At 64.1% G+C, this 17,215-nt stretch carries 14 protein-coding genes; 4 read left to right on the top strand and 10 right to left on the bottom strand.

What is annotated here, in order from left to right; genetic code table 11:
* Positions 1-3 precede the first annotated feature (3 nt).
* The gene (locus KW842_RS15160) at positions 4-1,227 is read left to right on the top strand and encodes an HlyD family secretion protein (RefSeq protein ID WP_218304934.1); all 1,224 of its coding nucleotides are present in this window, start codon (positions 4-6) and stop codon (positions 1,225-1,227) included.
* Positions 1,224-2,627: an efflux transporter outer membrane subunit gene (locus KW842_RS15155; protein WP_218304933.1), complete on the top strand. Its 1,404-nt coding sequence runs from the start codon at positions 1,224-1,226 to the stop codon at positions 2,625-2,627. Before KW842_RS15160 ends, KW842_RS15155 begins: the two co-directional genes overlap by 4 nt.
* Here the strand turns inward: KW842_RS15155 and KW842_RS15150 are convergent.
* The 8 genes from KW842_RS15150 to KW842_RS15115 form a co-directional block, all read right to left on the bottom strand.
* Positions 2,624-3,082, bottom strand: a complete 459-nt coding sequence (locus KW842_RS15150; protein ID WP_218304932.1) for a GyrI-like domain-containing protein — start codon at positions 3,080-3,082, stop codon at positions 2,624-2,626. The two genes, KW842_RS15155 and KW842_RS15150, sit on opposite strands and share 4 nt — an antisense overlap.
* On the bottom strand, positions 3,054-6,176 hold the full coding sequence (locus KW842_RS15145; protein WP_218304931.1) for an efflux RND transporter permease subunit: 3,123 nt from the start codon (positions 6,174-6,176) through the stop codon (positions 3,054-3,056). Before KW842_RS15145 ends, KW842_RS15150 begins: the two co-directional genes overlap by 29 nt.
* 9 nt (positions 6,177-6,185) lie before the next feature.
* Positions 6,186-7,295 carry an efflux RND transporter periplasmic adaptor subunit gene (locus tag KW842_RS15140; protein ID WP_218304930.1) on the bottom strand — a complete coding sequence of 370 codons (1,110 nt, stop codon included), beginning with the start codon at positions 7,293-7,295 and terminating at the stop codon, positions 6,186-6,188.
* Between the two features lie 15 nt (positions 7,296-7,310).
* Positions 7,311-8,783 (bottom strand): TolC family protein, encoded by a 1,473-nt coding sequence (locus KW842_RS15135; protein WP_218304929.1) that lies wholly within the window; start codon positions 8,781-8,783, stop codon positions 7,311-7,313.
* Positions 8,780-9,478 (bottom strand): CerR family C-terminal domain-containing protein, encoded by a 699-nt coding sequence (locus KW842_RS15130; RefSeq protein WP_218304928.1) that lies wholly within the window; start codon positions 9,476-9,478, stop codon positions 8,780-8,782. The genes KW842_RS15135 and KW842_RS15130 overlap by 4 nt, the downstream gene beginning before the upstream one ends.
* A gap of 289 nt (positions 9,479-9,767) precedes the next feature.
* Entirely contained in the window at positions 9,768-11,123 is a 1,356-nt protein-coding gene (locus KW842_RS15125) for a response regulator (RefSeq protein ID WP_218304927.1), read from the bottom strand.
* A 52-nt stretch (positions 11,124-11,175) separates the two neighbouring features.
* Complete coding sequence (locus KW842_RS15120; protein WP_218304926.1) at positions 11,176-11,925, bottom strand: 2OG-Fe dioxygenase family protein; 750 nt, start codon at positions 11,923-11,925, stop codon at positions 11,176-11,178.
* A gap of 5 nt (positions 11,926-11,930) precedes the next feature.
* Positions 11,931-12,389, bottom strand: a complete 459-nt coding sequence (locus KW842_RS15115) for a MarR family winged helix-turn-helix transcriptional regulator (protein WP_218304925.1) — start codon at positions 12,387-12,389, stop codon at positions 11,931-11,933.
* A gap of 114 nt (positions 12,390-12,503) precedes the next feature.
* On the opposite strand from KW842_RS15115, the gene KW842_RS15110 reads away from it, so the two are divergent.
* Both KW842_RS15110 and KW842_RS15105 read left to right on the top strand, forming a co-directional pair.
* Positions 12,504-13,589 carry an HD-GYP domain-containing protein gene (locus KW842_RS15110; RefSeq protein WP_218304924.1) on the top strand — a complete coding sequence of 362 codons (1,086 nt, stop codon included), beginning with the start codon at positions 12,504-12,506 and terminating at the stop codon, positions 13,587-13,589.
* A gap of 3 nt (positions 13,590-13,592) precedes the next feature.
* Positions 13,593-15,503, top strand: a complete 1,911-nt coding sequence (locus tag KW842_RS15105; protein ID WP_229223707.1) for a CHASE domain-containing protein — start codon at positions 13,593-13,595, stop codon at positions 15,501-15,503.
* Here the strand turns inward: KW842_RS15105 and KW842_RS15100 are convergent.
* Both KW842_RS15100 and KW842_RS15095 read right to left on the bottom strand, forming a co-directional pair.
* Positions 15,488-16,309 (bottom strand): sugar phosphate isomerase/epimerase, encoded by an 822-nt coding sequence (locus tag KW842_RS15100; protein ID WP_218304923.1) that lies wholly within the window; start codon positions 16,307-16,309, stop codon positions 15,488-15,490. The two genes, KW842_RS15105 and KW842_RS15100, sit on opposite strands and share 16 nt — an antisense overlap.
* On the bottom strand, positions 16,309-17,148 hold the full coding sequence (locus KW842_RS15095) for a phytanoyl-CoA dioxygenase family protein (RefSeq protein WP_218304922.1): 840 nt from the start codon (positions 17,146-17,148) through the stop codon (positions 16,309-16,311). Before KW842_RS15095 ends, KW842_RS15100 begins: the two co-directional genes overlap by 1 nt.
* Positions 17,149-17,215 lie beyond the last annotated feature (67 nt).

Below are 17,215 nucleotides of genomic sequence, written 5' to 3'. Positions count from 1 at the left end.
AACATGGATAACAAAACGCCAGACAATGCATCCTCTTCTGACAGCCGCGTTGCGGCAGTGGCCGCAGCGGCGGCGGCAGCTGCGGTAGCGGCCTCCGCACCCACTGCACCGGCGCCGGACCGGCGCGCGCAGATTATCTCGGCCATCGTGTTCTCGCTGGTGGCGCTGGTCGGTGTGCTGATTGTGCTGTATGCGTGGCGGCTGCCTCCGTTCAGCAGCGCCATCGTCTCCACCGAGAATGCGCTGGTGCGCGGACAGGTGACGCTGATCGGCACGCAGCTGCCAGGCTATGTGGTGGATGTGAAGGTGCAGGACTTCCAGTATGTGAAGCAGGGCGACTTGCTGGCACTGATCGATGACCGTATCTATCAGCAGCGCTATGAGCAGGCGCAGGCGCAATTGGCCGCGCAGAAAGCGGCGCTGGAAAACTGGGCGCAGTCGCATCGGTCGGCCGAGGCGGGCGTGCTGCTGAATCAGGCCACGCTGGCCAATGCGCAGGCGCAGGCGGCCAAGTCGCAGGCGGATTTGACGCGGGTGGAGGCGCTGGCGGCGGATGGATCGTTGTCGCAGCGCGAGCAGGATGCGACCAAGGCGGCGCGCACGCAGACCGTGGCGGCGGTTGAGCAGGCGCGTGCGAATCTGGAGATATCGAAGCAGCAGGTGCGGTCGGTATCGGTCAACAAGCAGTCGCTGGCTGCAGCGGTGGCCAGCGCGGAGGCGGCGTTGAAGGCGGCCAAGGTGGATCTGGATAATACCCGCATCACCGCGCCGGAAGATGGCCAGCTGGGACAGGTTACGGTGCGCAAGGGCGCCTACGTGAATACTGGTGCGCAGTTGATGGGATTGGTGCCGAAGCAGCTGTGGGTGATCGCCAATCTGAAAGAGACGCAGATGAACAATGTGCAGGTGGGGCAGCCGGCCACCTTCAAGGTCGATGCGCTGGATGGCGCCAAGCTGACTGGCGTGGTGGAGCGGATATCGCCGGCCACTGGTTCTGAATTCAGCGTGCTGCCGGCGGATAATGCGACCGGTAATTTCGTCAAGATCGCGCAGCGCATTCCGGTGCGGATACGCATCGACCAGGGCCAGGCGAACGCACGTCGCCTCGCGCCGGGGATGTCGGTCATCGTCAGCATCGACACCTCCGTGAGAGTTCGCGAAACCAGCCAAACCGCCGCTCCGGCGCCCGCCACCACCGCGCCTGCCGCCGCCGAGGCCAAGCCATGAGCAGCCGCGTCGCAGCGCGCAATGCGGCTACTGGCGCCGCATTGGCGGCCGCCTTGCTGCTCGCCGGCTGCGCAGCAACCGTCACGCCACCGCCAGCATCCACCTTGCAGATCCCGTCCGCCTGGCGCGCGGCCGTGGAAGGGCAGGGCAGCGGCCCGGTGGCGCAGCAATGGTGGCAGCGTTTCGGCGACCCTGCACTGACCGCGCTAGTCAACAAATCCCTGCAAAACAACGGCGACCTGCGCATTGCCCGCGCCCGCGTAGCACAGTACCGCGCACAGATCGGCGTCGCGGAAGCAGCCCAGAAAGCTACCGCCAGCGTCGATAGCGCCCCATCCCGCGCACGCCAACTGGCCTACACCGGCGCGCCCTACGTCACCAATATCTACCAAGCCGAATTCCAGGCCAGCTATGAAATCGACGCATGGGGACGATTGGCCGCGCTGACCGACGCCGCCACTGCAAGCTATCAGGCGGAACGGGCTAACGCCGACGCGGTTGCGCTCTCCATCGCCGCAACGGCCGCATCGGGCTACCTCAACCTGCGCGGCCTGGACGCGCAACTCGCGCTCACCGAAGCCACGTTGAAATTGCGCGAAGAATCCGCCCGCCTGGCAAAAAAACAGTTCGACGTCGGCTACAGCTCACGCCTTGAATGGCTGCAGGCGCAAGCCGAATACCAAACCACCGCTGAACAAATACCGCAATTGAAGCGGCAGATATTCGAACAGGAAAACGCGCTATCAATCCTCAGCGGCGGCAATCCTGGCCCGATTGAACGCGGTGTTGCATTGGCCGACCTACAAGCACCGGCCGTACCGGAAGGCCTGCCATCCGAACTGCTGCGCCGCCGTCCCGATATCGCCCGCGCTGAATACAACCTGATTGCCATCAACGCCAACCTGCAAGCCACGCGCGACCAACTGCTGCCGTCGTTCAAATTGACAGCGACGGGCGGTGTCCAGAACCTCAAATGGCACGACTTCATTAACGCCCCGACAGCGCTGTGGCGCCTGAGCGGCGTAGCAGCCGCGCCGATCTTCGACGGCGGCCGCGTTCAAAGCCAGACCGACTCCGTGGCCGCACAGCGCGATCAAACCATCTACGCATATGAAAACGCAGTGCGCGCAGCATTCGCCGAAACCGAAAACGGCCTCGGCGCCATCGTGCGCCTGAAAGAGCAAGCCATCCAAAATGATGCGCGCCGCGCCACAGCAGCCGAAACACTGCGCATTGCCCACAACCGCTACCGCAACGGCTACGCCTCCTACCTGGAAGAGCTGGACGCCCAGCGCACGCTATACAGCGCCGACGTCGGGCGCCTACAGCTGAAAACACGAACACTGGTCGCCTCTGTAGACCTCTACCGCGCCATGGGCGGCGGATGGAGCAACCCCTAAATGGTGGGGATGCAGAGTTCGGCGGTGAAGACGCCGGTGGCCGGGTCCATCGCATAATCGGCCGGGTAGCGTTCGAAGCACAGGCCTTCGGCGATCTTGTTTTCCGCCGATAGCTGGCTGAAGAATTCTCCCCAGGCTTTTGGCACGTCGGCGGCGGTGCCCTTGAATGCTGCCACCGCGTAACGGCCGGCAGGCAGGTGCGTTTCTTTTGCCGGCGGCGCGATCTGGTGCTCCGGCGAGATTTCCACGCAAGCGTCGTAGCGGCACTCCGCCGCCGGCGTGGTGCCCGGATCGTCCTGCGCCACGCCGTAGGTGACTTTACCTAACAGTCCGAAGGCCTTCTGCCACGGCGTGAACACTTCTTTCCAGAAGTCGCCCAGCGCCGGCCCGAACGGGCCTTTGTAGCGCAGGTAAGCGACGCGGACTTCAGGCAGGTCTTTGATCTCGTACTGCATGCTCGTCTCCTTGTTGCTCCGGCTGGCGGCGCAGCTTGCGCATCATGCGCTTCAGCCAGTGTTCGAAGTCGTCGACATAAGTGAACACCGCCGGCACCACCAACAGGCTTAATAACGTTGAGGTAATCAGCCCGCCGATCACGGTGATCGCCATCGGTGAACGGAAGCTCGGGTCGGCGCCCCAGCCAAGGGCCAGAGGCATCATGCCCGCGCCCATCGCGATGGTGGTCATCAGGATCGGACGGCTACGTTTGTGGCAGGCATCGACCAGCGCATCGAAACGCTCCATGCCCGCCTGGCGCGCCAGAATAGCATAGTCAACTAACAAGATTGAGTTTTTGGTGACGATACCCATCAGCATAATCAGGCCGATCATCGACGGCATCGACAAGGCGCTACGGGTAATCAGCAGCGCCACGAAGGCGCCGCCGATCGACAGCGGCAGCGCCGCCAGAATCGTCGCCGGCTGCATGAAGTCTTTGAACAGCAGCACCAGCACGCAGTAGATACACAATACGCCGATCAGCATCGCCAGGCCGAAGCTGGCGAACAGCGCGGCCATCTCCTGGGTGTCGCCCAGCTCCGCGATTTTTACCGATGGCGGCAGGTTCTTCAGCGCCGGCAGTGCACGCGCTTCCTCGTTGACTTCACCCAGCGCGCGCTTGCCCAGTTCCACTTCCAGCGTAACGTTGCGGCTGCGGTTCAGGCGGTTGATTTGCGCCGGGCCGCTTTCCATGGTGATCTCCGCGACAGTGGCCAGCAGCACAGGCCCGTTCTTGCCGGGCACCGTCAGGCGGCCGATGGCGTCCAGGTCGGCGCGTACTGCGTCCGGCAGCTTGACGCGGATCGGCACCTGGCGTTCCGGCAGGTTCATCTTGGTCAGGTCGGTGTCGTAGTCGCCAGCGGTGGCCACGCGTACCGTCTGGCCGATCGACGCGGCGGTTACGCCCAGATCAGCGGCCTTGGCGAAGTCCGGCTTGACGATGATTTCCGGACGCACCAGCGAGGCGGTCGAGCGCACATTGCCCACGCCTTGCAGCGTGCGCAGTTCGCGTTCGGCCTTTTGCGCGGCTTCCTTCAGTGCCACCGGATCTTCGCTACGTAACACCAGCTGCATCTTGACGCCGTTGTCCGGTGGACCGACCTTGAAGCGGGCGCCGGGAATAGCGTCCAGCTTGTGGCGGATCTCGGCTTCCAGGTCGGCCATCGATTCTTTACGGTCGGTGCGGTGCACCGTGGTCAGCGTCAGCACGGCGCTGCGTGCCTCGGCTGCTGCGCCAGGCGCGAACGCATCGCCGCTGGAGCCGCCGCCGATGGAACTGAAGATGGATTTGATGCCTTTGATTTCCATCGCCGCTTTGCGCGCACGTTCGGCGACCACGCTGGTTTCCGCCAGTGTAGAACCAGGTGGCAGTTCCAGCGTGATCTGTGTTTGCGAGCGGTCCGCCGCAGGTACGAAACCAGTCGGCAGCAGGCCGGTGAGCATGATCGAACCGATGAAGAAGGCGCCAGCCGCCAACGCGGTAACCAGCCGGTGGCGCAGGCACCAGCGCATCACGGTCATGTAGCGCGACATCAGCCAGCCGTCTTTTTCCTCACGGTGGACGGCGGGCTTGAGCAGGTAGGCGGCCATCATTGGCGTCAGCAGACGCGCTACCACCAGCGAGGCCAGCACCGCGATCACGGCGGTCCAGCCGAACTGTTTGAAGAACAGGCCGGGGATGCCGCTCATGAAGGCGGTCGGCAGGAACACCGCCACCAAGGCGAAGGTGGTGGCGATCACCGCCATGCCGATTTCGTCAGCCGCTTCCATCGCCGCTTCCATCGGTGTTTTACCCATGCGCAGGTGGCGCTCGATGTTTTCGATTTCGACGATGGCGTCGTCCACCAGCACGCCGACCACCAGGGCCAGCGACAGCAGCGTAACGATGTTGAGCGTGTAGCCGAACAGGTAGATACCGAGGAAGGCCGGTAGCACCGACAGCGGCAGCGCGGCGGCGGCCACCAGGGTGGCGCGCCAGTCGCGCAGGAACCACCAGACCACGATCACCGCCAGGATCGCGCCTTCGTACAGCAAGTCCATCGAGCCCTTGAAATCTTCTTCGACCGGATGGGCGTTGTCGATCACCTGTTTCAGTTCAACGCGCGGATTGGTTTTTTGCAGTTCGGCGACAGCTTCGCGCGCCCCCTTGGCGACCGCGGTTTCGCTGGCGCCCTTGGTGCGGAAGATTTCAAAGCCGATCACCGGCACGCCGTCCTGCAACGCCACGGCGCGCGGTTCGGAGACGGTGTCCGTCACAGTGGCCACCTGGTCCAGCCGCACATGGCGGCCATCCAGCAGTGGCAGGTCCATGGCCGACAGTTCGGCGGCCGTCTGCACGGTGGCGATGGTGCGCACCGATTGCTCGGCGCCGCTGACGTCGCCGCGTCCACCCGGCGCTTCTTTCTGCACCAGGCGCAGCTGGCGCGACACATCCAGCGCCGAGACGCGCAAGGCCGCCATGCGGGCATCGTCCAGCTCCACACGGATCTCACGATACACACCGCCGACGCGTTTGACCGCGCCCACGCCAGGCACCGTCAGCAAGCGTTTGGCAACGGTGTTATCGACGAACCAGCTGAGTTCCTGGCTATCGAGTTTTTCACCCGGCGCTTGCGCCGCTGTGGCGGTAAAGGTCAGCACCACGCGGCCGGCGGTGGAGGCCTTGGTCACGCTCGGGTCGCGCAGCTCGGCCGGCATGTCGGCTTTGACGCGCGCCACGGCGTCGCGCACATCGTTGACCGCATCGGAGATGTTTTTCTCCAGGATGAATTCGACGGTGGTGGTCGACACGCCGTCCAGCACCGTGGTGTAGATATTCTTCACGCCTTGCAGCGTGGCCACCGAGTCTTCGATCTTGCGCGAGACTTCGGTTTCCAGCTGCGCCGGCGCACTGCCGTCCAGCGTGGCGGTGACCGTGACGATAGGCAGCTCGATGTCCGGGAAGTCCTGCACCGGATTGGCCTTGTAGGCCATGAGACCCGCCAGCGACAGCAATGCAAACAGCATGATTGCCGGGATCGGGTTCTTGATGGATAGCGCGGAAAAGTTCATGGGCTGTCCTTATTTGGCGACGACGTTGACCAGGTCGCCGTCGTTGAGGAAGCCGGCACCGCGCACCACGATCTGGGTGTTGGCGTCCAGCCCGCCCAGCACTTCGATGCGGTCGCCCAGGCGGCGGCCTGGCTGCACCTTGATCTGGCTGACATGCTTGTCGGCGTTGAGGCGGAACACGAAGCTGAAGCCGTCGCGCACCACGATGGCCTGCTGCGGCACGGTCATCGCCTCCGAGGCGCCCAGCTGGAACTGGCCGCTGGCGAACATGCCGGCCTTGAACGGCGCGTCCTTGCTGCCGGCGTTCTGCGGCAAGTCGACGTACACCAGCGCGGAACGGGTTTGCGGATCGACGGTCGGCGCGACCATGCGTACCTTGCCGGTGACTTCGCTGCCGTTGGCGGCTTTGACCACGGCGCTGATGCCTGGCTTCAGGCTGCGCAGGTCGGCGGCCACCACTTCGGCGCGCCATTCCAGACGGCCCTGGCGGATCATGCGGAACAGTTCCGTACCGGCGCCCGACACCGCGCCGACGGTGGCGCTGCGGGCCGAGATGACGCCGCTGTCCGGCGCCACCACCTTGGTGTATTTCAGGCGCAGCTGCTGGCTGGCCAGCGCCGCCTTGGCGGAGGCGATGCGTGCATTCGCGGTTTGCTCGGCAGTGTTGTACTGGCTGATTTGCTGCGCGCTCAGCGCGCCGGAGTTTTGCAGCGTGCGGGCGCGCGCGGCGTTGGCGACGGCGTCGGCGGCGTTGGCTTCGGCTTCGTGCAGCGCTGCCTGTGCTTGCGCCAGGTCGGCGTTGACGGTGTCGGCCGAGAATACCGCCAGCACTTCGCCGGCCTTGACGACATCGCCGACATTGACCCGTACTTCGGTCAGGCGCAGGCCATTGGATTCACTGGAGACGCTGGCTTCCTGCCAGGCTGCGACGTTGCCGTTGGCGGCCAGCTTGATCGGCAGGCTGGCGTTGCTTGGCTTGGTGATGGTGACGGTCAGTGCGGCTTTCGGCGCTTCGGTTTTCTTTTCGTCGGCGGCTTGCGAGTAGGCGGCAACGCCAGCGGCGGCGACGGCAAATGCTGCGGCCAGGACGTAGGCGAGTGGTTTCAGTTTTGCGTTCATGATGTGTGGAGATAGTTAGTTGGCGGCGGCTGGCGGCGTGTAGCCGCCACCGGCGGCGCGGTACAGTGCGACCCAGGCGGCGCTGCGTTCACGTTGCAGGCTGATGACGGTTTGTTCGGCGGTCAGGCGGGTGCGGCGTGCGTCTTCCAGTTCAAACAGGCTGGCCATGCCGTTTTTGTAGCGCTCGTCGACGGCGTTGTAATTGGCGCGGTAGCCGTCCAGCGCAGTTTGCGCATCGGTGGCGCGGGCGGCGGTGCTGTCCAGGTTGACCAGCGCCTGTTCGGTTTCGCTGACCGCCTGGCGCACCGTGGCGCGATAGCTGATGACTGCGGCGTCATAGCGGGCATTCGCGGAATCGACGTTGGCGCGGCGGCGGCCGGCGTCGAACACAGGCACCGACAAGGCGACCGGGCCGATGGTCCAGGTGTCGGTCTTGGTGTTCTCGCCGCCGGTGCGGAAGTTGGCGATGCCGACCGAGCCGGAAAGCGACAGGCGAGGATAGCGCTGCGCCTGGGCGTTGCCGACATCGGCGCTGGCGGCCGCCACTTCGCGTTCAGCGGTGAACACGTCCGGACGCTGGCTCAGTGTTTGCGCCGGCAGGCTGGCGATCGCCATGGCCGGCGGCGTGAACGATGCATAAGCGGCGGATGCCGGCGTCACGGCTGGCGTGGCGGCCTGCGCGCCGCTGGCGGGCGGTGTGGCGGTGATCGGCGCTGCGCCGGAAGCCAGCTTGCCGCGCAATTCCGGCTCGGCGATGGCGGTCAGCGCGGACAGCACTTTGACATCGACATCGCAGGCGGCGCGTTGTGCGATGTAGCGGCTGTTGCCGTCGGCCGCGCTGGCGCGCGCCAGCGCCAGGCTGGCTGGCGACTGGAAGCCAGCGGTGGCGCTCAGCTCCGTCAGGCGCGAGGTGTCTGCGCGCGATGTTGCGTCCTGCTTCGCTACTGCCAGCAGTTGTTCGCAGGCGCGCAGACCGTAATACTGGTTGGCGACTTCCGCCGCCACCGACACGCGCGCGTCGTGCCAGCCGGCGTGCGCGCTGTCGAGGCGCGCTTGCGCCGCATCGCGCGCGGCGCGGTTGGCGCCGAAGATGTCGATTTCCCAGGATGCGTTCAGCGCTGCTTGCGAGGTGGTGCCCATCGGCAGCGCCGACTGCTGGTTGGAGCGGTTCACCGATGCCGCCGCATCCACATTCGGCGCCAGCGCGGCGCCGGCCGCCACGCGTTCGGCGCGCGACTGTGCGATGCGCGACGCTGCAGAAGCCACAGTCGGGCTGACCGCCTGCGCCGATTCAATCAGCTGCACCAGCAGGCTGTCCGATTGGCCGCGCCACCAGCTGGCGAGATCGGCCTGGCTGCCGTTGTGCGGCAATGGCGCCTGCCACTGTGCGGGCGCCAATGAATCCACTTGCTGCGCCGGTCCCTGCACGGCGCAGCCGCCCAGCGTCGCCGCGACGGCCAACGCCGTCGCGCGTAAAAAGATACTCATGCTTTCCCTTGTTGAAGTTTGATTTTTTCTGCCAGCACCAGCGTCTCCGCAAACCCGGTCAGATGCTCGACCCAGGCGGCGATTGCCTCCGGGCTGGACATCAGACTGGGGGTGATCGCGTTGACCACATCGCGCCCGATCAGCATTTGCACGCACATGGCCGCGATGGCGTAGGCCAGCAGGTGCACGCGTTCATCCGGCGCAGGCAGATCCAGATGACGGCACAGCACACCGGCCAGCGCCATGTGCTCTGGCTTGATGTTGTTCTGGATTTCCTGCTGCCAGAAGCCGGTTGGCTCCAGCATTTCGCGGTAGAACAGCTTGAGCAGCACCTCGGCGTCGGCGCCCGCCATCAACGGCGCCGTCATTTGCCGGTAGAAGCCGTGCAGCGATTCGCGCAGCGTGAAGTGCGGCTGGTCGAACATGGCGATGTTGTTTTCGACCGGCGTGCAGATGGCGCTGAAGCAGGCCTGGTACAAGCCAGCCTTGTCGCCGAAGTAGTAGCTGATGGCGGCCACATTGGCGCCTGCCGCCTGGGCGATTTCCCGCGTCGAGGTCTTGGAGTAGCCCTGTTCGCCGAACAGCCGCATGGCCGCGTGCAGCAGGCGCTCGCGCGATTGCTCGCCGTCGGAACGGGGCTTGCGCGCGTCGTCGGCTGGCTGGCTGGGATCGTGGTGGGTAGGTTTAGCGTTCATGGCCGGATTACATCACACAATTCAAACAAATGATATAACTAAATCGCTTGTTTAATTTATTGCTGAAACAAGCGTTACAGCCTATGTAGACGTTAGCCGGATGAAAATATTGCAGTGCGAAGAAGAAATACAGGCAAAAAAAAACCCGCGACCAGACGGTGCGGGTTGAATTCCAATGTTCAGCGAACGGATTGGAGGAGACAGTTCAAACTATACCCCTCTTTATGTTGCAGTGCAATACCGTAGAATTACGTTGTTATTATAGTCATCTTCTGAATTGATTAAACCGTCATTTCGCCGGCAGCGCCAGCGTGAAGGTGCTGCCGCGGCCGAAGTCGCTCTTGAAGAACAGCGACCCACCGATCAGGTTGGCGAGGTTCTGGCACAGGTACAGGCCCAGGCCGGCGCCCTCGGCGTGGCGGGTCGAGGTCGAGTCCAGCTGCGAGAAGGCCTGGAACAGCTTGGCCTGGTCTTCCTCGCGGATGCCGGCACCGCTGTCGGCCACCGAGAATTCGATCAGGTTCGGGCTGCCGTTTTCGCCCGGCTTTTCCGCCAGCGTCACGCGCACCGTGCCGCTCTCGGTGAACTTGATGGCGTTGTTGCCGAGGTTGAGCAGAATTTGCGTCAGCGCGCGGCGGTCGGTTTCCAGCACGATGGCGGGATTGGCCAGCTCCATTTCCAGCGCCAGGTTTTTCTGTACCGCCAGCGGACGCAGCGTGTCCACCACATCCTTGACGATGTCCTGGCACTGCACCGTCTCCAGTTCCAGCGTGACCTTGCCCGCTTCGATCTTGGCGACATCGAGGATGTCGTTGATCAGCGAGAGCAGGTGGCGGGCGCTGGTGCGGATGGTGTTCAGCTGCTTGTCCTGCTCCGGCGTCAGCGGGCCGGGCAGCTTCATCAGCAGCGCGCCGGTGAAGCCGATGATGGCGTTCAGCGGCGTACGCAGCTCGTGTGACATATTGGCGATGAAGGCCGATTTCATGCGGCTCGCTTCCGCCAGCTCCAGATTCTTCAGCGCGATTTCGCGGTTGATGGTTTCCAGCTCGCCGGCGTGGTGCGCCAGCCGCATATTCAGTTCGATCACCTGGCGCTCGCGCGACTGCAGTTCGCTGTTGACCTGCACCGCCTGCTCGTAGGTAGAAATCAGCAGGTCGAGAATCTGCTGGCGGTCGGCGTTGATGAAGTGCTTTTGCTCGCCCAGATACAGAGCGATGCCGATCTCCATGTTCTGGTTCTTGCGCAGCTTCTGGTTCATCAGCATGTGGCCGATGCGGTTCAGCAGATAGTCTTCCGCATACGGCTTGCGGATGAAGTTATCCGCGCCGCATTCGATGCCGCGGATGATGTCCTTCGGGTCCATCAGCGAAGTCACCAGGATCACCGGGATGTCGCGCAGCTCCGGGTCGGCCTTGATGGCGCGGCACAGCGTGTAGCCGTCCATCTCCGGCATGACGATGTCGGACAGCACCAGGTGCGGCTTGTGTTCGCGGATCGCCTCCAGCGCCAGACGGCCGTTCGGCGCCACCCGCGCGCCATAGCGCATCGACTGTATCAATCGGCGCAAGCGTTCCGCCTGGGTGGGGCTGTCTTCGACTATCAGTATTTCTATTTCATCGGGCTGTATTTCGTAGCTGGTGTCCACAGACCCCCTCCTGGTGCATAGTTAGCTGCATAAACTATATCGGATTACACCCTCAAGGGGAAGTTTCCTGTCCCTGAAAACCGCCAGCGCGCCAGGTTAGAACCAAGGTGTCGCGGTGTCCGTGTTGCGCCAGCGGCTGGATCGGTGTGGATTCATGAATGACAGTTGCGTCATCCAGCAACAGCATGGTCCACGGCGCGGTCATGGTGAAGCGCTTGCCGTTCGGTCCTTCGGCTTCGAACACGCGGGTTTCGCCGCCTTTGATGCCGTCGCGCGCGATCAGGATGACGGCGACAAAATCGACGCCATCGCGGTGCGCGCCTTCCGGCGTCGGGCGGCCAATGCCGTCGGTGGTGTCGATGCGGAACTGGTGCGCCTCAACATACCACGGCGCGCTGTTTTCGCGTGCCGCGCTGCACAACTGGCCGATGGCGGTGATCAGCGCCGGCCACGCTGGCTGCGCAACCGTGTCCGGCTGCACCGGCTCGAACAGGCGATGCATGCCGCCGTGCAGCGCGTTGTACTCCAGCGGCTGCCAGTGCGCGCGGTGCGGCGTTTGCGTCAGCTCGCGGCCCTGCTGCACAAAGCAGGAATGGCGGCGGCGGCGATAGCGGCCGCCATCCTTCAGGTAGTTGTCCGGCGCCAGCGCATCCCAGCTGGGGATCAGGGCGTTCAGCGTGTCCAGCGGCAGGCCGGCCAGCGTGGCCAGGTCTTGCGGTTGCAGCAGCGCGTAGCCATCGCTGCGCAGCGCTGCTGCGGCCTCGCGCAGCGGCGTGTAGATGGGTGTGGCGGTGTTGGTCATCGCGTTCAACCAGCTGCCGACATCAGGCTGGCGCGCAACTGGTCCAGCTCCTGCTTCATGCCGACCACCTGGTCCAGCGTGCACTGCGTGGCTTGCAGGATGGAAGGCGGCAGCTTGGCGGCTTCGTGGCGCAGCGCGTCGCCGTGCGGCGTCAGCTTGATGATCACCTGGCGCTCGTCGCTGGCGGCGCGGGTGCGGGTCAGCAGTTCGGCCGCTTCCATGCGTTTCAGCAGCGGCGTCAGCGTGGCTGAGTCGAGGAACAGGCGTTCGCCGACTTCCGACACGGTCAGTTCGTTTTTCTCCCACAATACCATCATGACCAGGTATTGTGAGTAGGTCAGGCCGAGGCCGCGCAACAGCTTGCGGTACAGCTTGCTCATCGCCAGCGAAGTGGAATACAGCGCGAAGCAGAGCTGGGCGTCCAGCTGCGGGACGGCGGAATTGGTTTGAGTTTGAGTATCCATGTCCTCAGTATAGGTAGCGTACTATATAATTGCAAGCTAGGCGGAGAAAATAGTTTCATCCGGCAAATATGCTCGGTTATGATGTTGGTAAGAATAACGCGGGAGTAGCGGCAGATGAATGTCAAAAAGGCCATCGTATTGCTCGTCGACGAGGCTGCGGACAAGCTGATCCAGATGAATAGCATGCTGGAAGGGCAGTACGAGGTGCGCTTGGCCAATAGCGGACGCGCCGCGCTGGACCTCATGCAGCATGTGCCGCGGCCGCATCTGGTGGTGCTGGACGCCGGACTGTCGGTGCTCGATGGCTATAGCGTCTGCCAGCAGCTCAAGTCTAGCCCGGACACCGCCGACATCCCGGTCATTTTGTTACAACAGCAAGCGGACGAGCAGCGCGCCTTTGAACACGGCGCCGCCGACGTGGTGGCCAAGCCGGTCATCGCCGAGGTGCTGCGCGCGCGCGTCGACACCCATCTGCAATTGCGTCACTCGCGCGAGCTGCTGAAGCAGCAGCGCAATCTGCTGGAGCACCTGGTGGAAGAGGTGACCACGGAACTGAGCCAGATGCTGGACGCGATGATCTGGGCGCTGGCCTCGCTGGCCGAAACGCGCGAATACGAAACCGCCAACCACCTGCGCCGCGTGCAGCACTATATGTTCGCGCTGGCGCTGCAGCTGCAATCGCACAAGCGCTTCGAGGAAGAGCTGAGCGACGCGAATATCAAGGCCTTGTTCAAGGCGGCGCCGCTGCACGACATCGGCAAGGTGTCGATACCGGATGCGATCCTGCTCAAGCCTGACCGCCTGACCGACGCCGAATTCGAAGTGATGAAGATGCACACCGTGTACGGCCGCGACGCCATCGCCAATGTCGAGAACGCGCTGGGCTATACCAACACCTTCCTGCGCTATGCGCGCGAAATCGCGTATTCGCACCAGGAGAAGTACGACGGCTCCGGCTATCCGCAAGGACTGGCGGGCGATGCGATCCCGATGTCGGCACGGCTGATGGCGGTGGCCGATGTGTATGACGCGCTGATTTCCAAGCGCGTCTACAAGCCGGCGTTCACCCACGAAACCGCGATGGAGATGATACGGCAGGGCAGCGGCGAGCACTTCGATCCCGATGTGGTTGACGCGATGCTGACGGTGGAGGAGGAGTTCATGGCCATCGCCAACCGTTACAGCGACCACGCCGGATAAATCATGCACGGGCGCGGCTACCTGGCTTTCTTTGTCGGGATATGCCTGACAGCCTGGACCTGCTATTTTGTGATGGAGGAGCAGCAGAAGCTGCAAGTCCGCGCCGGCTTTCAGCGCGACACCGAACGGGTGGCGCGCGATACCCAGACCCGCTTGCAGATCTACGCCGATTCGCTGCACGGCATGCGCGGCATGTACGCGGTCAACGACCGCATCGACCGCGACCACTTCCACCGTTTCGTCAGCCAGCTGAAGATCGACAAGCGCTATCCCGGCTATCAAGCCTTGCAGTTTGTGCGCATGGTGCCGGAGGCTAATCTGCCGGCGTTTATCGAAGGCGTGCGGCGCGAGGGCTATCCCGGCTTCCATGTGCACCCGGCCAGCCGCCGCCCGCTGCATTACATCATCGAATACACCGAGCCGATGAAAGGCAATGAGAACGCCTTCGGCCTCGACCTGTCCGCGCTGCCGCCGCACCTGAAGGCGCTGGAGCTGGGGCGCGACAGTGGCGAGATCGTCGCCACCGAGCGCATCACGCTGGCGCAGGACGCCAGCGGCGAGCCTGGCTTTGTCGCACGCGCGCCGGTGTACCGCAACGGCACGCCGCTGGACACCACGGCGCAGCGGCGCGAGGCGCTGGTGGGCTTTGTGGCGATCGTGTTCCGCGTGAATGCCTTGATGCGCGAGGTGATCGATCCTGCGTTGCTGGAGCATCTGCATGTGCGCATCGAGGATGGCGGCTTCCAGAACGGCAAGGTGCCGCTGCCCGGCTCCGACACGCTGCTCTACGACAGCGACGGCAGGGTGGAGACGCATCAGCCGCGCGCTGACACTGTGCCTGGGCTGACGGCGCAAACCGTACTGCCGGTAGGGCAGCGCAACTGGATCATCAAGTTTGAAGGACGTTCGGGCGCACGCTACGGCCGCTCGCAACTGCCGGTGGTGCTGATCGGCGTGGTGGGCGTGATCATCAGCGCGCTGATCGCGGCGCTGCTGGTGGCCAACCGCCGCGAGACGGACACGCGGCAGGGACTGGAAATCAGCCTGAAAGAACTGGAACACCAGAAAAGCCAGGCGGAGCAGGCGCGCAACGATTTGTCGCGCGTGGTGGCGACGCTGAAGCAGGCGCAGACCAATCTGCAAACCTCGGAGAAGATGGCGTCGCTGGGGGCGCTGGTGGCCGGTGTGGCGCACGAGCTGAATACGCCGATCGGCAACAGCCTGCTGACGGCCACCTCGCTGGGCGACATGGTGCGCGATTTTGAGCGGCGCATGAAAGAGGGCGGCGGCTTGAAGCGCTCGGCGCTGGACGCCTTGCTGGCCGACGCTGCCAAGGCCTGCGACATCATGAGCGGTTCGCTGACGCGCGCCGGCGACCTGATCACCTCATTCAAGCAGGTGGCGGTGGATCAGGCCAGTGGCCAGCGCCGCCGCTTCCGGCTGGACGAGGTGCTGCACGATACGCTGGCTACCTATGCGGCGCAGCTGCGCCGCGCGGCGTGCGCGGTGACGGTGGATGTGCCCGCGGACCTGATGTTCGATTCCTATCCGGGCAGCGTCAGCCAGGTGCTCAGCAACCTGATCGCCAATGCGCTGCTACATGGCTTCGACGGACGCGAAAGCGGCATGCTGACGATCAGCGCGCGGCGCGAGGGACGGGATCTGGTGGTGCTGCAATTGAAGGACAACGGCGTCGGCATGACCGAGGTGGTGCTGCACAAGATATTCGATCCCTTCTTCACTACCAAGATGGGGCAGGGCGGCTCAGGGCTGGGGATGAATATCGTCTATAACATCGTCACCGGTGTGCTGCGCGGGACGATACGCGTGGAGTCGGTGCCGGCGGCAGGCACCAGCGTGCTGCTGGTGCTGCCGCTGTCGCCGGCCAGGGATACGGCTCAGGCGTCGGCGTAGCGCTGGCGCAGCAGGGCCAGCATGGCGACGTTGAGTTCCCAGGCGTTCGATACTTCCTTCTGCGTGTAGGGCAGGGTTTGCGTGTACGGGACCGGGCCGAATTCCGGCGTCAGCGTCATGTGCTGGGCACCGGCGGCGCGGCGCAGGCGTATCACTTCATCCCACCACGACAGGTGCGCTTCCAGCGCGGCCTGCGATTCCGGCGCGCGGAAGTCGGCCACTTGCGGGCCTTGCGCGTGGCCGACGCGGGCGTGGATGTGCCGCACGCGCGGCAGCGTTGCGGCCAGCGTTTCGGGCTGGTCTTCCAGCAGCGACTCGCAGGCGCAGCACCAGTGCGACAGGTCGGCGGTCAGTTGCAGGTCCGGCAGCTGGCGCAGATAGGGCAGCAGCAGCATCGGGTGGCCGCTGAAACGGCTGCGATGGATCTCGTGGTAGATCGGCACGCCGTGCTGGCGCGAGATATCTGCCGCGAGGTCCAGCAGTTCGCGGTTCTGCTCCGGCGTGAAGTAGTCCTTGCCGGTGTGCGAATTGACGTGCAGCGGCTTGGCTGCGCAGGCGTTGTGCAGCAATTCGGCCAGCGCTGTTTTGTGCGGCTCAAAAGTCGGATGGAACACCGTCTCCCATTGCGCGACGATCAGGCCCAGGCCGGCGTCGGCGATCTGGCGGGTCCAGGCGTCGCGCTCGGCGGCGTCCAGCGGCAGCGACATTTCGATGCCATCGAAACCGGCGGCCTTGACGCGTTCGATGAATACCGGCGCCGGCAGCTCATTATTTCCCCACTGGGCGGCGAAAATCTGAATCCGCATTACAGGAAGCCTCGCACCGGCAGCTTGTCGTCGCGCTGTATCCAGTTCTGCGGTGAGTAGCGGGTCGCGCCATCGGTGACGTGCAGCGTGTAGGCGTGGCGCGACACCGGCGAGCGGTTCGGCGCGCTGTAGTGCGGCAGCAGGCCGTGGAAGCACACCAGGCTGCCGGCCTTGCATTCCAGCGGCACGGCGCTGCTGTTGTCCGGCCATGCCAGATCGCTGAGTTTTTCCATGCGCACGTCATCGCCATTGCGCAGGAAGCGTTCGCGCATCGGGCCGCGATGGCCGCCCGGTTCCGCCCACATGCAGCCATTGTCCAGCGTGGCGTCTTCCAGCGCGAACCAGAAGGTGGTGACGCTGACCGGATCGGTGTCGAAATACGTGGCGTCCTGGTGCCAGCGCACTTCGCCGCCAATGCCAGGCTGCTTGAAGATGTACATCGACTGCCAGACCTTGGGATCGCTCAGGCCCAGCTCGCGCGCCAGTTCTTCCAGGCGCGGATCTGCGGTGAAGGCGCGGAAGGCCGGGTCCAGGTCGTGCATGGCGTGGCCGATCTTGTTGATCGACAGTTGCTTGGCCTGTTTCAGCTGGCCGTCCGCGCCGAAGGCTTCTTCTTCAAAGAAACAGCGGATGGTGTTGTCGGACCCGAGGAAGTAATCGTCGGTGGTTTTTTCCTGCTCGATGGTGCTGAAAATGCCGGATTGGGCGCTCGGGTCGAAATCGTTGACAATCTCCGCAGCGCGGGCGCGCAGCTTGGCGATCTCCTCGTCGCTCTTGAAACCGGGGATGACGAGGTAGCCATCGCGTTGGTATTGTTGCTTTTGTGCGTCTGTCAGCATTTCTGGCTCCATGGCGGGATATTTGATGTAGCGCATTTTACGGGGCTGCGCCGGGCCTCACAATCCG

The sequence above is a fragment of the Duganella sp. sic0402 genome (assembly GCF_019219065.1).
Taxonomy (GTDB): Bacteria; Pseudomonadota; Gammaproteobacteria; order Burkholderiales; family Burkholderiaceae_D; genus Rugamonas.
Note: the sequence above shows the minus strand (reverse complement) of the source record. Positions and strands in the feature narration are given on the sequence as shown.

Bases quoted from the DNA above. Each gene is read 5' to 3' on its own strand.
- KW842_RS15115 (WP_218304925.1), bottom strand. From the start codon at position 12,389: ATGGATACTCAAACTCAAACCAATTCCGCCGTCCCGCAGCTGGACGCC.
- KW842_RS15160 (WP_218304934.1), top strand. From the start codon at position 4: ATGGATAACAAAACGCCAGACAATGCATCCTCTTCTGACAGCCGCGTT.
- KW842_RS15110 (WP_218304924.1), top strand. From the start codon at position 12,504: ATGAATGTCAAAAAGGCCATCGTATTGCTCGTCGACGAGGCTGCGGAC.
- KW842_RS15140 (WP_218304930.1), bottom strand. From the start codon at position 7,295: ATGAACGCAAAACTGAAACCACTCGCCTACGTCCTGGCCGCAGCATTT.
- KW842_RS15155 (WP_218304933.1), top strand. From the start codon at position 1,224: ATGAGCAGCCGCGTCGCAGCGCGCAATGCGGCTACTGGCGCCGCATTG.
- KW842_RS15130 (WP_218304928.1), bottom strand. From the start codon at position 9,478: ATGAACGCTAAACCTACCCACCACGATCCCAGCCAGCCAGCCGACGAC.
- KW842_RS15095 (WP_218304922.1), bottom strand. From the start codon at position 17,148: ATGCTGACAGACGCACAAAAGCAACAATACCAACGCGATGGCTACCTC.
- KW842_RS15135 (WP_218304929.1), bottom strand. From the start codon at position 8,783: ATGAGTATCTTTTTACGCGCGACGGCGTTGGCCGTCGCGGCGACGCTG.
- KW842_RS15105 (WP_229223707.1), top strand. From the start codon at position 13,593: ATGCACGGGCGCGGCTACCTGGCTTTCTTTGTCGGGATATGCCTGACA.
- KW842_RS15120 (WP_218304926.1), bottom strand. From the start codon at position 11,925: ATGACCAACACCGCCACACCCATCTACACGCCGCTGCGCGAGGCCGCA.
- KW842_RS15145 (WP_218304931.1), bottom strand. From the start codon at position 6,176: ATGAACTTTTCCGCGCTATCCATCAAGAACCCGATCCCGGCAATCATG.
- KW842_RS15100 (WP_218304923.1), bottom strand. From the start codon at position 16,309: ATGCGGATTCAGATTTTCGCCGCCCAGTGGGGAAATAATGAGCTGCCG.
- KW842_RS15150 (WP_218304932.1), bottom strand. From the start codon at position 3,082: ATGCAGTACGAGATCAAAGACCTGCCTGAAGTCCGCGTCGCTTACCTG.